Source organism: Dietzia massiliensis (assembly GCF_018390595.1).
Taxonomy (GTDB): domain Bacteria; phylum Actinomycetota; class Actinomycetes; order Mycobacteriales; family Mycobacteriaceae; genus Dietzia; species Dietzia massiliensis.
Genome location: NZ_JAHBAV010000010.1, coordinates 20,063 through 33,634 on the forward strand (window position 1 = coordinate 20,063; position 13,572 = coordinate 33,634).

Genomic DNA, 13,572 nt, shown 5'->3' on the forward strand with positions numbered 1-13,572 from the left:
AGTGGCTACCGCTCGCGCCGGCTCTCAACTGTCGTAGCGCCGTGCCGCGCTGGACCTCTGGCTCTCCTCGAGGGCCAGGAAACGCGCCTCGACGTGCGGTGGCAGCACCCGCCGATCCCTCGCCACCCAGGCCGTGCCCCGGAGGGCGTCGAGCACCCCCGCCGCGGTGATCCGATCCCGCGGCGCGCCCGCGAGGACATCCCGCGTGCGCCGGAGCGCGGCGGGCAGCGGCCGGCGCAGCCACGTGAACCACAGGGTGTTCCGGATGCCGTGACGGCGGCGCAGATGCGGATCGCGCAGCACCGACGCCTGGTGGTGCACGGTCATCTCGGGCAGATAGCACAGCTCCCAGCCGGCGGCGGCGAGGTCGGCCGCGAGCAGCTCCTCCTCGCCCCCCAGCCACAGACGCTCGTGGAAGCCGCCGGCCTCCCGGTACGCCTCGGCCCGGACGATGCTCGCCCCCGCGAGGAAGCTGCCCAGCGCCGGCCCGGGGAGCCAGTCCGGGCCGCGCACCGGCGAGTTCTCCAGCTCCGGCACGATCGGGTCGTCCTCGCCGCCCGGCTCCACGACGATCCGCGCCGTGACCACGCCCAGCCGCGGATGCGCGTCGAGGGCGTCCGCACCGGCGCGCAGCGAACCCGGGTCCCACCACGTGTCGTCGTCGCAGAACGCGACGTAGGGGGTGGTCGCCGCGTCCACGCCGAGGTTGCGGCCGACCGCGCCGAGGTTCGTGGGGCTGGCGATGAGCCGCACGCCCGGGTGATGGCGGGTGACGGCGTCGGCGGTGCCGTCGGTGGAGCCGTTGTCGACGACGATGACCTCCGGGCGCTCGGGCAGCTCCGCCAGCCGGTCCAGAGCGGCGAGCGCCTCCTCGCGGCGGTTCCAGGTGATCATCACCACGCTCACCCTGGGATCCCGACCGTCCGGTTCCGGTGCGCTGCTCATCCGACTCTCCTCTCCCGTGTGCGTCCACCCGCCCCCTGCGGGGCCTCTGTCCGTCGTCCGCGGCGCGGGCCTTCTACCTGTCGTCCGCGGCGCGGAGCCGCTCCCGCGCGCGCAGGGTGGGCTCCCCCACCACCCGTCGCGCGGCGAGCGCGGCGGGGATCCGCGGCACCGCGCTGAGGAGTCCTCTCCGTCCGTCCGCGGTGCGCATCCCGTCCACGACCTCACCCGCGACCGCGCCCGCCGGCAACCGGAGGACCGCGGTGAGGAGCCGGCTGCGGGTGAGGCCGGCCCGGCGGATCCCCGGGGCGTCCCGCACCGGTGACGGGTGGTGGTGGGCCACGAGGTCCGGGACGTGGCAGATCTGCCAGCCCGCGTCGCGCAGGTCGAGGGCGACCCGTTCCTCCTCGCCGGGGAACCGGATGACGTCGTCGAACCCACCCACCCCGAGGAACGCGTCGCGGCGGACGATCGCACCGCACCCGACGAAACCCAGCAGGGCCGGCCCCGGGGCGTCCGGCGCGGTACCCAGGGGCGAGTCGGCGAGGACCGCGTTGATCGGGTCCGGCTCGTTCTCCGGCCCCACGAGGATGGTTCCGGCGGCCAGGCCGAGGCGCGGATATTCGGCGAAGAGCCGCACCGCCTGCTCGAGGGAGTCCGGTTCCCACCACGAGTCGTCGTCGGCGAACGCGACGAGCTCGGTCCGCGCCGCCCGCGCGCCGACGGTGCGGGCCCTCGCGGCGAGGTTCTCGGGAGACGCGATGACGCTCACGTGGTCGCCCGCCGCGCGGCACACCTCCACCGAGTCGTCGTCCGAGGCGTTGTCCACGACGATCACGGGCGCGTCATGGCGGGGCAGGGTGGCCCGGAGGTCCTCTCGCCGGTTCCTCGAGGCCACCACGACGGTCACGTTGGTGTTCACCGGCCCGAGGCTAGTCCGACGAGCCGGGGCTGGCGGGGCGGCGCCGGGTCGGGCAGGCTCGGGGCGTGCGCGTACTCATCGTCGGTTGGTCCAGTCCCCTGCACGGCGAGGCCACGGCCGGCGACGTCCTGGCGATGGAGGCGGTGGCCCGTCGCCTCACCGCCGACGGGATCGGTCACGACACCGCCTGGAGCGCGGTGATGTGCCCGCCCGGCGGTCTGCGCCTCGACGACGTCGACCCCTCCCGCTACACCCACGTGGTCTTCGTGTGCGGCCCCGCCAGCGGCGACGCCGCGGTCGAGATGCTGGACCGCTTCCCCCGCTGCCGACGGATCGCTGTCGGCGTCAGCGTCGTGGACCACGCCGATCCCCTGCTCGACCGGCTCGACGCCGTGATCGCCCGCGACGCCCCCGGTTCGACCGCGCGACCCGACCTGGCCGCACACGTCCCGCCACCGGCGGTGCCCGTCGTCGGGGTGTACCTGACCGGTGGCCAACAGGAGTACGGCGACCGGCGGCGCCACGAGGCCGTGATCGGCGCGCTCACCGACTGGCTGGGTGGCCTGGACGCGGCGCTGCTCCCGCTGGAGACCCGACTCGACCCCCGCGACTGGCGACTGCCCTCGACGCCCGGTCAGGTGAGCTCGGTGATCGCCCGGGTGGACGCCGTGGTGACGATGCGGATGCACGGACTCGTGCTGGCCCTGCAGGCCGGCGTGCCCGCGCTGGCGATCGACCCGATCAGCGGCGGAGGCAAGGTGTCCGCGCAGGCCGCCGCGTGGAACTGGCCGGCGGTCGTCGGCGCCGACGACCTCGGCGCGGGCGCCCCCGGCGCGGACGCGTTCACCGCCGACGGCCTGGGCGCCCCCGGCCCCGGTGAGACCGTTCTCGACCACTGGTGGCGCTGGTGCCTGTCCCCCGACGGACGCGCCACCGCCCACCGACGCGCCGACGACCGGCCGTCCGACGGCATGCTCGACGACCTGATGGAGGCGCTGCGGTCGCGACCGGAAGCGCGTCGGCGCGAGTCGCTCTAGTGTGGCCGGGACGCCGACCGCGAGTTCCCACCCGAGCACGAAGGAGAGCGCCCGATGACCCGACCCGCCGCCCGAGTGATGGGTGACCAGTCCCTCGACTTCCTCCGCTCCGGCTATCTCTTCGCCTCCCGGGTGCGTCAGCGGGCGGGCGTCTCCCCCGAGTCGCAGACCCCGGTCCGCCTCCGGCTGATGGGCCGCAGCACGGTGCTGCTGCGGGGCATCGACGGCGTCCGCGCCTTCTACGACGCCGACAAGGTCAAGCGAGACGGGGCCATGCCGTCGTTCATCCGGCTGCCACTGTTCGGCCCCGGCTCAGTCCACAAGCTCGACGGCCGCGCGCACGCGGCTCGCAAGAACGCGCTCGCGGACATGGCCTACGACGACGACCGGGTCGCCCGGTTCGCCGGGCTGGTGGCCGACGAGCTCGAGGAGATGCTCGACCGGTGGGCGCGCAGCGGCGGCGGCACCGTCTACGACGACGCCTCGACCGCGTTCGGCCGGGCGGCGTTCCGGTGGGCCGGGTTGCCGCTCACACCGCCGGAGGCCGACCGTCGCGCACGGCAGATGAGCCGGCTGCTCGACACGTTCGGGCGGGTGGCGACCAATCCGGTCGCGGAGTTCGAGCGCGTGCGACTGGACCGTTGGGCCACGGGACTGATCCGCGCGGTGCGCTCGGGCGGCCTACGGGCAGAGCCCGGCTCCGTCCTGGCGGCCATGGCGGACCTGCGCGACGAGGACGGTGCGTTCGTCGACGACCGCACCGCGGCGGTTGAGCTGCAGAACCTGACCCGACCCACCGTGGCGGTGGCCCGGTTCGCCGCGTTCGCGGCGGTCGCCCTCGCCGAGCATCCGCGGTGGGCGGACCGGATCCGGGAGGCGGCGTCAACGACCGATCGGCTCACGGACATCCCGGAGGCCGTGGCGTTCGCCCAGGAGGTCCGCCGGGTCTATCCGTTCGTTCCCATGCTGCCCGCCCTGGCCACGAAGGACTTCGAGGTCCAGGGCTGCCCGGTCCGCAAGGACCAGCTCGTTCTGCTCGATCTCCTCGGCACGGACACCGACCCCAACCACTGGCCCGACGCCACCACCTTCGACCCCGGGCGCTTCATGGGTGTCGACGACGCCGAGGCGCTCGAGGCGTTCATCCCCCACGGCGGGGCCGGGGTGCGCACGGGCCATCGCTGCCCCGGCGAGAAGATCGCCGTGACCGCGCTGTCCGCCACCGTGGCCGCGCTGTGCCGGCCCGAGGTGCGCATCAGTCGGGATCCCGACGACATGACGTTCCCGTGGACCCACATGCTCACCCGACCCGCTACCGGCGTGCGGGTGACGTGGCAGGAGCCGCAGACCGCGACGACGTAGAGCCGCGCCGCCCCGCCGTCGCGACGGCGGGGCGGAAGGCGGTGCTGCGGGGCGGGTCAGGGCAGGAGGCCGAGCAGCCTCGCCCGGGCCACCGACTCCATTCGCGACCGCGTCCCGAGCTTGGTGCCGATGTTGCGCAGGTACGCCTTGATCGTCTCCGGCGAGAGCGACAACCGCGCGCCCACCTCCGCGTTGGACAACCCGAGCGCCACCTGCGCGAGGACGTCGATCTCCCGGGGCGAGAGCACCGACTTGGCCGGCGCGGGCGCGTCCCCGTCGACAGGGGCGCGCCCCACCCCGGCGAGGGCCGACCCGGCGGCCAGCAGCCTGTCACGCAGCGCCGGGTCGCCCAGCTCCGCGGCGATCGCGCGCAGCTCACCGTGCAGCACCCGCAGCTGCTCACGATCCGAGGCCTCCAGGCCGACCGTGTGCTCGGCGGCGGCGACATCGGCCATGCGCAGTCGACGGTCGACCTCGTCGCGGACCCGGAACTCCGAGGCCAGCTCGGCGGCCACCGAGTTGAACGTCCGGGTGACGTGGTCGCCGAGCTGGGTGGCCACGCGCGCCGAGCCGTAGAGGATCGTGCGCGCGACGCCGGAGACCATCACCGGAACCGAGATGATGGCCCGCAGGCCCTCCTGGCCCACCGCCTCGGCGTAGTGCCGGGTGATCCCGGAGCAGTCCTCGTAGTCGCGGACCGTCGCCGGTCGCCCGGACGCCATGACGTGACCGCCGAGCCCGCGCCCCTTGGCCACCTGCAGACCCTGCATCGAGGTGGTCCGGGCGCCGATGAACCGGCTGAGCTGGGCGGTCTCGCCGTTCCCCTCCCCCGCGAAGACGATCGGGAGCCCGGACTCCTGTCGGGCCCTGCGCAGTGCGCCCAGGACGGCGTCCGAATCACTCGGCCGGAGGGTGGTCATGGCAACTCTCCTCGTACTGACGGGTCAGCTCCGCGCGGAGTCGCGGATGCTGGTGATGATCGCACTGAAGTCCTTGTCGCCGTTGTCCTGCGCGAACTCGTCATACAGTGCCGCGGCCGCCGCGCCGAGCGGCGCCACGGTCCCGGTGCTCTCCAGCGCGGCCAGCGCCAGGCCCAGGTCCTTGTTCATCAGTGCGGTGGCGAACCCGGGCTTGAACTCGTTGTTCGCCGGCGAGGTCGGGACCGGGCCGGGCACCGGGCAGTTGGTGTGCAGCGCCCAGCTGTTGCCGGTCGCGCCGGTGACGACGTCGAACAGCGCCTGGTGCTCGAGCCCCAGCCGCTCGGCCAGGACGAACGCCTCACCGATCGCGATCTGGTGCACGGCCAGGACCATGTTGTTGCAGACCTTCGCGGCCTGGCCCGCGCCGGCGCCGCCGCAGTGGATGACCTTGCCCGCCATCGGCTCGAGGACCGGCTGCGCGGCCGCGAACGCCTCGTCCTCGCCACCGACCATGAACGCCAGGGTGCCGGCGGTGGCGCCCTTGACCCCGCCCGAGACGGGGGCGTCCACCTGCAGCATCCCGGCCGACACCGCCTGCTCGTGGACCGCGCGGGCGTCGTCGACCGAGATGGTGGACGAGTCGATGAACAGCGTGCCCGCCTCGGCGAAACTGAGCACGTCAGCGTAGGTCGAGGTCACCAGCTCACCGTTGGGCAGCATCGTGATGACCACGGCGGCGCCTCGCACCGCCTCGGCCGGCGACCCGCACACCGTCACCCCGGCCTCACGGGCGGTCTGCTGCGCGGCCTCGACCGGATCGAAGCCGCGGACCTCGTGACCGGCCCCGACCAGATTGGCGGCCATCGGCCCGCCCATGTTGCCCAGCCCGAGGAACGCCACGGTCGGCTTGCTCGTGTCCACGTTGCTCATCTACTACGCTCCCAGTCCGCGAGCGGCGACGGCCCGGCCGACGACGACACGCATGATCTCGTTCGTGCCCTCAAGGATGCGGTGGACCCGCAGATCCCGCACGATCTTCTCGATTCCGTACTCGGATAGATATCCGTAGCCGCCGAACAGCTGCAGCGACCGGTCCGCGATGTCGAAGCAGCGGTCGGTGACGAACAGCTTGGCCATGGCGCACAGTTCGACGTGGTCGGGCTCCTTGGCGTCCAGCGCCGCCGCCGCCCGCCACAACATCAGCCGGCTGGCCTCCAGCTCGGTGGCCAGCTCCGCGAGGGTGAAACGGATGGTCGGCTCGTCGATGAGCGCCCCACCGAACGCCTCACGGTCCCGCACATGGGCCACCGCCCGCGCATAGGCCTCCTGCGCGCCGCCCAGCGAACAGGCCGCGATGTTGATGCGGCCGCCGTTGAGACCGCGCATGGCGATGGTGAAGCCCAGCCCCTCCCCGCCGGAATCCGCACCGCCGATGAGGTTGGCGGTCGGCACGCGCACGCCCTCCATGATCACCTGCGCGGTGGGCTGCGCGTTCCAGCCCATCTTCCGCTCGTCCGCGCCGAAGCTCAGCCCCTCGGAGTCCGCAGGGACCAGGAACGCCGAGATGCCCTTGGGGCCGGCGTCCCCGGTCCGCGCCATGACGAGGTAGACGTCCGACTGCCCGCCACCGGAGATGAACTGCTTGGTCCCGGTGAGCACGTAGTGGTCGCCGTCCCGCACCGCCTTCGTCCGCAGCGCCGCCGCGTCCGAACCGGCGCCCGGCTCGGTCAGGCAGTAGCTCGCGAACAGCTCCATCGAGGCCAGCCGCGGGATCCACTCCTGCCGCTGCTCGTCCGTGCCGAACTCGTCGACCATCCACACGCACATGTTGTGGATCGACAGGTACGCCGCCACCGACGGACACCCCCGCGCGAGCTGCTCGAAGACGCGGACACCGTCCAGGCGACGCATCCCGCTGCCCCCGACGTCCTCCGAGACATAGATCGCGCCCATGCCCATCCCGGCGGCCTCGCGCAGGACGTCCTTCGGGAAGTGGTGGGTCTCGTCCCACTCCTGCGCCATGGGCCCGACCCGCTTGTCCGAGAATTCGCGTGCGGCGTCGACGATGACCTTGTCGTCGTCATCAAGCGTGAACATCGAAGTTCCTCTCCTACGCCCGGAAGGCGTCAGTCCATCGTGGGGATGACGAACTCGGCGCCGTCCTTGATCCCCGAGGGCCACCGCTGCGTGACCGTCTTGACCTTGGAGTAGAACTTGATCGACTCCGGGCCGTGCTGGTTGAGGTCGCCGAAGCCGGACTTCTTCCAGCCGCCGAACGTGTGGTACGCGATCGGCACCGGGATCGGGACGTTCACGCCGACCATGCCCACCTCGACGCGGGAGACGAACTCGCGAGCCGCGTCACCGTCACGGGTGAAGATGGCCACGCCGTTGCCGTACTCGTGGTCGCTGGGAAGCGCGAGGGCCTCCTCGAAGTCCTTGGCGTGGACGATGGAGAGCACCGGGCCGAAGATCTCGTCGGTGTACACGCTCATGTCGGTCGTGACCTTGTCCAGCAGGGTCGGCCCGACGAAGTAGCCGCCCGAGATGTCCTCGCCGTTGAAGGAGTCCGTGTACGCGCCCACACCGCGGCCGTCGACGAGCACCTCCGCGCCCGCGTCCGCACCCTGCGAGATGTAGTCGAGCACGCGCTCCCTGGACTCCGGGGTCACCAGCGGGCCGTAGTCGGACTGCGGGTCGTGGCTGTGGCCGACCTTCAGCTCCTTGACCTTGGGCAGGAGCTTCTCGATCAGCTTCTCGGCGGTGCCCTCGCCGACCGGCACGGCCACCGAGATGGCCATGCAGCGCTCGCCCGCCGAGCCGAAACCGGCCCCGACGAGGGCGTCCGCGACCTGGTCCATGTCCGCGTCCGGCATGATGATCGCGTGGTTCTTGGCGCCACCGAAGCACTGCGCGCGCTTGCCCGTGCGGGCCGCGTTCTCGTAGATGTACTGCGCGATCGGGGTCGAGCCGACGAAGCCCACCGCCTGGATCGTGTCGTTGTTCAGGATGGCGTCCACGGCCTCCTTGTCGCCGTGCACCACCTGGAAGATGCCGTCCGGCAGACCGGCCTCGGTGAACAGCTCCGCCAGGCGGACCGGCACCGACGGGTCGCGCTCGGAGGGCTTGAGGACGAACGCGTTGCCGCACGCGATGGCCGGGCCGGCCTTCCACAGCGGGATCATGGCCGGGAAGTTGAACGGCGTGATGCCGGCGACCACGCCGAGCGGCTGGCGCATCGAGTAGACGTCCACGCCGGTGCCGGCGTTCTCGGTGTACTCGCCCTTGAGCAGGTGCGGAATGCCGATCGCGAACTCGATGACCTCGAGGCCGCGCTGGATGTCGCCCTTCGCGTCCGGGGTCGTCTTGCCGTGCTCGATCGCCAGGAGCTCCGCGAGCTCCTGCATGTTCTGGTTGACCAGGTCGACGAACCGCATGAGCACGCGGGCGCGCTTCTGCGGGTTCTGCGCGGCCCACGCCTTCTGCGCGGCGGCGGCCTTGGCGATGACGTCGTCGACCTCGGCCGTCGTGGCCAGCGGCACGACCGCCTGCGCCTTCCCCGTGCTCGGGTTGAGCACGTCCTGGGTGCGGCCGCCCGTGGCCGCGACGCGCGCGCCGTTGATGTAGTGCTCGACCTGCCTGAGATCCGACATGACCGTCCCTTCGTCAGCGGGGTCGCCTGGGCCGGGTTGCCGAGCGCCCCTCTCCCGTGATGTCCATCACCCTATACTTGCAACTCCTAGTAATCCATATCGGGGCGCCACCCGCGCTCGCACCCTCCCCTTTCGGGTGTACCGCCACCGCGGACGACGGACCTACTGTGAGCTGACTCACTACACAACTGGCACGTCCGTCGACAGGAGTACCCATGTCCCCGCTGCCCACCGAGGCCACCGTCCGGTTCCGCGCCGCCCGCGACTTCCTCCAGGCCCACGCGCAGGACTACGAGGGGGCCCGGGACGGTTTCGCCTGGCCCGAGCTGGACGAGTGGAACTGGGCGCTGAACTGGTTCGACGTCCAGGCCGAGGGCAACGACGATCCCGCGCTGTGGATCGTCGAGGAGCACGACGGTGGCGGTGCACCCACCGAGGCCAAGTACTCGTTCGACGAGATGCGCATCCGTTCCGACCGCACCGCCAACTGGCTCCGCGACCACGGGGTGGAGCCCGGCGACCGCATCCTGCTCATGCTGGCCAACCAGGTGGAGCTGTGGGACGTCATGCTCGCCGTGATCAAGCTCGGCGCCGTCGTCATCCCCGCGACCACCCTGCTGGCCGAGGGTGACCTGCGCGACCGGATCGCCCGCGGTGGCATCAAGCACGTGATCGCCCGCGCCGAACTGGCCGACCGGTTCTCCGCCATCTCCGGCGACTACCAGCGCATCTCCGTCGGCGGGGCCGACGTGAGTGGCGCCGCCGGCGGCGCACCCGAGGGCTGGATCGATCTGGCCGGTGCGATGGACGCCTCCCCCGACTTCGAACCCAGCCACACCACGCACGCCGACGACACCCTGCTGCTCTACTTCACCTCCGGCACCACCAGCAAGCCCAAGCTCGTCGAGCACACGCACGCCTCGTACCCCGCCGGCCACCTGTCGACCATGTACTGGATCGGCCTGCAGCCCGGCGACGTCCACCTCAACGTCTCCTCGCCCGGCTGGGCCAAGCACGCCTGGTCCAACGTCTTCACCCCGTGGATCGCCGGCTCGTGCGTGTTCATCTACAACTACTCCCGCTTCGACGCGACGGCGATGATGCGCGAGATGGACCGCTGCGGAGTGACCAGCCTGTGCTGCCCGCCGACCGTGTGGCGCATGCTCATCCAGGCCGACCTCACCCAGCTGCAGGTCCCGCCCCGCCTCGCGGTGGGCGCCGGTGAGCCGCTCAACCCGGAGGTCATCGGTCGCGTCCGCGACGCGTGGGGCGTGACCATCCGCGACGGCTTCGGCCAGACCGAGACCACCGTGCAGATCGCCAACACCCCCGGCCAGCCCATCAAGGACGGCTCCATGGGCCGGCCGTGCCCGGGCTTCGAGGTGGCGCTGGTGGACCCGGCCACGGGGCAGGAGGTCACCGGCGACGGGGCCGAGGGCGAGATCTGCCTGCGCCTCGACCCGCGGCCGCTCGGCCTGATGGTCGGCTACCACGGCGACCCCGAGCGGACCGCCGCCGCGTACGCCGACGGTTTTTACCACACGGGCGACGTGGGCTCCCGGGACACGGACGGCTACATCACCTACGTGGGCCGCACCGACGACGTCTTCAAGTCCTCGGACTACCGGATCTCGCCCTTCGAGCTCGAGTCGGTGCTGCTCGAGCACCCGGCCGTGGCCGAGGCGGCAGTCGTTCCCTCCCCCGACCCGGTGCGGTTGAACGTGCCCAAGGCGTTCGTCGTCCTGGCCGGGGACTGGGAGCCGAACGAGGACACCGCGCGGGAGATCTTCGAGTACTCGCGCACCCACCTGTCCGGCTACAAGCGGATCCGCCGGCTGCAGTTCACGGACCTGCCCAAGACGATCTCGGGCAAGATCCGGCGCGTCGAGCTGCGCAGGGCCGAGGTCGACAACGGCCCGTCGGTGGACTTCCCGGGCGAGTTCCGCGAGGAGGCGCTGCGCTGACGGCGACGACAACGGCGTGAGCGCGGCGCCCGCAAGGCCGCCCGCCGCGCCGAGGGCTGAGGGGTGGGCGCTAGGTTGACAGTCATGACCGCACCCGAGATCGAACCCTCGCTGCTCGCCGTCGCACTCGCGGCCCCGGGCTTCATGCCACTGGAGGAGGGCACGACTCTCTACGAGATCGCCTGCGAGTACCTGGGCGACGGCGTGGGCGTGGAGATCGGCACCTACTGTGGCCGCTCGACGGTGTTCCTCGGCGCCGCCGCGCGCGTGACCGGCGGCAGCATCGTCACCGTCGACCACCACCGCGGGTCCGAGGAGCACCAGCCGGGCTGGGAGTACCACGACACCTCGCTCGTCGACCCGCACACCGGGCGCCTGGAGACCCTGGTCGCCTTCCGTCACACCATGTGGGACGCGGGTCTGGACGAGGTGGTGACCGCCGCGGTGGGCAGCTCCCGGCAGGTCGCCCGGGTGTGGGGCACTCCCGCGTCGTTCGTCTTCATCGACGGCGGCCACTCCTCCGAGGCCGCGCAGGCCGACTACTCCGGCTGGGCCCCGTGGGTGAAGATCGGCGGAGCGCTGCTCATCCACGACGTGTTCCCGAACCCCGAGGACGGCGGTCGCCCGCCGTACGAGATCTACTGCCGTGCCCTGGAGTCCGGGCAGTTCACCGAGGTGGCCGCCGTGGACTCGCTGCGTGTCCTGCGCCGGGACTCCGGCGAGGTCGGCGCGCCGATGCCCTGAGAGGGGTCACACGGCCCAGCGGCCGCCCGCGTTCCACGCGTCACCGGAGCCCGGGCGGCCGCGGCGTGTGTGCAGGAACCGCCCCACCACGGCGGCCCCGAGGTCGTCGACTTCCGGCGCCACCACGGTGCCCTCGACCCGCCGGGCCAGCGCGTCGAGGAACCGCGAGAGGCCGGGGTCCGCGCCCAGGCGGAAGAACGTGGTCTGCGCGCCGAACCGGGCGACCCTGTCGAGTTCGTCGACGGTCGTGCGGATGGTGTCCGGGTCCGGCGGGTAGGCGAACCAGGGTTCGCCGCCACTGAGCAGGTGCGCGGTGGGTTCGCCGTCGGTGACGATGAGCAGGACCGGTTGCATGGTCGGGTGCTCGCGGAAGAAGCGCCCCGCCAGGAGCAGCGCGTGGTGCAGGTTCGTCCCGGCCTCGTACTGGGCGTCCAGTGACAACAGTGACTCGATCGTGCGGGACTGGGCGAACCGCCCGAACGAGATGAGCTGGAGCCGGTCCTGCCGGAAGCGGGTGCTCACCAGATGATGCAGGGCGAGCGCGGTGCGTTTCATCGGCACCCAGCGGCCCTCCATCGCCATGGAGAACGAGGTGTCCACGAGCAGCGCGACCGCGGCCTGCGTCCGGGCCTCGGTCTCGCGGACCTCGATGTCCTCGGGCAGGAGCCGGACCCCGCCGGCGGGGTCACCGCCCTCGGCGGCGATGCGGGAGATCGCGTTACCGATCGTCCGCGGCACGTCCCACGACTCGACGTCGCCGAACTCCCATGCCCGGCTCGACCCCGTCTGGTCGCCCGCCGCCCCCGATGCGCGGGTCTCCCGCGCGCCCGAGCGGCCGGACAGCCGGCGGGCGGCGTCCCGCAGCAGCGACCTGCCCAGTTTGCGGAGCGCGGCCGGGGACAGTCGCAGGTCGCCGTCCGACCGGCGGCTGAGGTAGCCCGAGTCCCGCATGGCCTGCTCGAGACGGGCCAGGGTCTGAACGGACACCGCCGCCTCGCGGCCGAGGGTGCGGGCGACGGCCTCCAGATCCAGTTCGGACAGCGGCGACCGGTCGCTGCGGGACAGCTGCTCGGCCAGGCGGTCGAGGTCGCCGAGTTCGGTCATCGCGGCCGTCCCCTCGGACATGCCCAGCCCCTCGGAGCCCTCGAAGTCCTCGGAGCCGTCCCAGTTCTCCCCGGGTCGCAGTGTCTGCAGCAATCCGTCGAGTCTGCCGAGCTGTTCGGAGAGCTCGGGGGAGCCGAACGCCTGCTGCGACAGGGCCATGAGCTCCTCCCGCTGCTCCGGGGTCATCGAGCGCATCATCCGCTGCGCTGCGGCCGAGCGCTTGGCGAGGGTGTCGATGAGCTCGTCGACGTTCTGCGGCTGCTCGGGGAACGCATCACCGTGTTTGTCCATGAACTCGCGGAAGTCCTCGTCGGTGTCCTCCCCGCGGGCGTGCTTGTCCAGCAGGTCGGTGAGGTCGGAGAGCATCTCGGACACCGCCGCCCGGTCGGCGTCGGTGGTGTTCTCCAGCGCCTGCTTCATGCCGGCGAACCGCGCGTCGAGGGCCTCGGCACCCAGCAGGTCCTGGATCCGCTTGTACGCCTCGCGGGCGTCGGGCGAGGCCCAGTCATAGTCTTTGAGTTCCCCCACCGCGGCCGCCGGGCTGTCGGGGAGGTTCTCGATGGTCATCTCCCGCAGGGTGCGGTCCATGGGGTCCATCTCGGTGTCGCGGGCGAGCTGCCCGCGTTCGGCGAGCAGCGCCTCGTCGAGCAGCTTGGACACCTCGTCGAGGGTGCCGCCCAGTCGGTGGCGCTTCAGCAGTTCACGCCGCCGGCGGTGGACGCGCCCGGCGAGCTCGTCGAGCCCGGTGTGGTCGCGGCCGCCGGAGCGCAGGAACTCGCGCATCGACTGCTCGGGCGAGTAGCCGGCCATGACGCCCTCGGACACCGCGTCGAGTGCCTCGGACAGGTCGAGCGGGGGCGCGAGCGGGTCCGGCCCGCCGACGTAGCGTCCGTAGCGGGCGCGGGGTTCTGGTCGCGACATCGC

General features: G+C 72.2%; 11 protein-coding genes. 4 read left to right on the forward strand and 7 right to left on the reverse strand.

The window, feature by feature from the left end; all coding sequences use genetic code 11:
* Positions 1-24: 24 nt before the first annotated feature.
* Complete coding sequence (locus KHA85_RS04325; protein WP_236885165.1) at positions 25-945, reverse strand: glycosyltransferase family 2 protein; 921 nt, start codon at positions 943-945, stop codon at positions 25-27.
* Between the two features lie 73 nt (positions 946-1,018).
* Positions 1,019-1,864: a glycosyltransferase family 2 protein gene (locus KHA85_RS04330; RefSeq protein WP_213184908.1), complete on the reverse strand. Its 846-nt coding sequence runs from the start codon at positions 1,862-1,864 to the stop codon at positions 1,019-1,021.
* A 65-nt stretch (positions 1,865-1,929) separates the two neighbouring features.
* Here KHA85_RS04330 and KHA85_RS04335 point away from each other — a divergent pair, with 65 nt between their 5' ends.
* Together KHA85_RS04335 and KHA85_RS04340 are read left to right on the forward strand one after the other, a co-directional pair.
* Entirely contained in the window at positions 1,930-2,901 is a 972-nt protein-coding gene (locus tag KHA85_RS04335; protein ID WP_213184909.1) for a polysaccharide pyruvyl transferase family protein, read from the forward strand.
* A gap of 54 nt (positions 2,902-2,955) precedes the next feature.
* Positions 2,956-4,263, forward strand: a complete 1,308-nt coding sequence (locus KHA85_RS04340; protein ID WP_213184910.1) for a cytochrome P450 — start codon at positions 2,956-2,958, stop codon at positions 4,261-4,263.
* 56 nt (positions 4,264-4,319) lie between these two features.
* Here the strand turns inward: KHA85_RS04340 and KHA85_RS04345 are convergent, their stop codons facing one another.
* Genes KHA85_RS04345 through KHA85_RS04360 form a run of 4 tightly spaced genes read right to left on the reverse strand, consistent with a single transcriptional unit; the run spans position 4,320 to position 8,836 of the window.
* Positions 4,320-5,183, reverse strand: coding sequence for a LuxR C-terminal-related transcriptional regulator (locus KHA85_RS04345; protein WP_213184911.1), 864 nt, complete (start codon positions 5,181-5,183; stop codon positions 4,320-4,322).
* A gap of 24 nt (positions 5,184-5,207) precedes the next feature.
* On the reverse strand, positions 5,208-6,113 hold the full coding sequence (gene mmsB / locus KHA85_RS04350; RefSeq protein ID WP_213184912.1) for a 3-hydroxyisobutyrate dehydrogenase: 906 nt from the start codon (positions 6,111-6,113) through the stop codon (positions 5,208-5,210).
* A gap of 3 nt (positions 6,114-6,116) precedes the next feature.
* Entirely contained in the window at positions 6,117-7,280 is a 1,164-nt protein-coding gene (locus tag KHA85_RS04355) for an acyl-CoA dehydrogenase family protein (RefSeq protein WP_213184913.1), read from the reverse strand.
* 29 nt (positions 7,281-7,309) lie between these two features.
* Positions 7,310-8,836 (reverse strand): CoA-acylating methylmalonate-semialdehyde dehydrogenase, encoded by a 1,527-nt coding sequence (locus tag KHA85_RS04360; RefSeq protein ID WP_213184914.1) that lies wholly within the window; start codon positions 8,834-8,836, stop codon positions 7,310-7,312.
* Positions 8,837-9,051: 215 nt separating this feature from the next.
* On the opposite strand from KHA85_RS04360, the gene KHA85_RS04365 reads away from it, so the two are divergent.
* Together KHA85_RS04365 and KHA85_RS04370 are read left to right on the forward strand one after the other, a co-directional pair.
* Complete coding sequence (locus KHA85_RS04365) at positions 9,052-10,800, forward strand: AMP-binding protein (protein ID WP_213184915.1); 1,749 nt, start codon at positions 9,052-9,054, stop codon at positions 10,798-10,800.
* 84 nt (positions 10,801-10,884) lie between these two features.
* Positions 10,885-11,544 carry a class I SAM-dependent methyltransferase gene (locus KHA85_RS04370; RefSeq protein ID WP_007631668.1) on the forward strand — a complete coding sequence of 220 codons (660 nt, stop codon included), beginning with the start codon at positions 10,885-10,887 and terminating at the stop codon, positions 11,542-11,544.
* A gap of 6 nt (positions 11,545-11,550) precedes the next feature.
* On the opposite strand, the gene KHA85_RS04375 is transcribed toward KHA85_RS04370, so the two are convergent.
* Positions 11,551-13,569, reverse strand: coding sequence for a vWA domain-containing protein (locus KHA85_RS04375; protein ID WP_213184916.1), 2,019 nt, complete (start codon positions 13,567-13,569; stop codon positions 11,551-11,553).
* Positions 13,570-13,572: the final 3 nt, after the last annotated feature.

Coding starts and splice junctions, on each gene's coding strand:
- KHA85_RS04325 (WP_236885165.1), bottom strand. CDS start 945: ATGAGCAGCGCACCGGAACCGGACGGTCGGGATCCCAGGGTGAGCGTG.
- KHA85_RS04340 (WP_213184910.1), top strand. CDS start 2,956: ATGACCCGACCCGCCGCCCGAGTGATGGGTGACCAGTCCCTCGACTTC.
- KHA85_RS04345 (WP_213184911.1), bottom strand. CDS start 5,183: ATGACCACCCTCCGGCCGAGTGATTCGGACGCCGTCCTGGGCGCACTG.
- mmsB (WP_213184912.1), bottom strand. CDS start 6,113: ATGAGCAACGTGGACACGAGCAAGCCGACCGTGGCGTTCCTCGGGCTG.
- KHA85_RS04355 (WP_213184913.1), bottom strand. CDS start 7,280: ATGTTCACGCTTGATGACGACGACAAGGTCATCGTCGACGCCGCACGC.
- KHA85_RS04360 (WP_213184914.1), bottom strand. CDS start 8,836: ATGTCGGATCTCAGGCAGGTCGAGCACTACATCAACGGCGCGCGCGTC.
- KHA85_RS04365 (WP_213184915.1), top strand. CDS start 9,052: ATGTCCCCGCTGCCCACCGAGGCCACCGTCCGGTTCCGCGCCGCCCGC.
- KHA85_RS04370 (WP_007631668.1), top strand. CDS start 10,885: ATGACCGCACCCGAGATCGAACCCTCGCTGCTCGCCGTCGCACTCGCG.
- KHA85_RS04375 (WP_213184916.1), bottom strand. CDS start 13,569: ATGTCGCGACCAGAACCCCGCGCCCGCTACGGACGCTACGTCGGCGGG.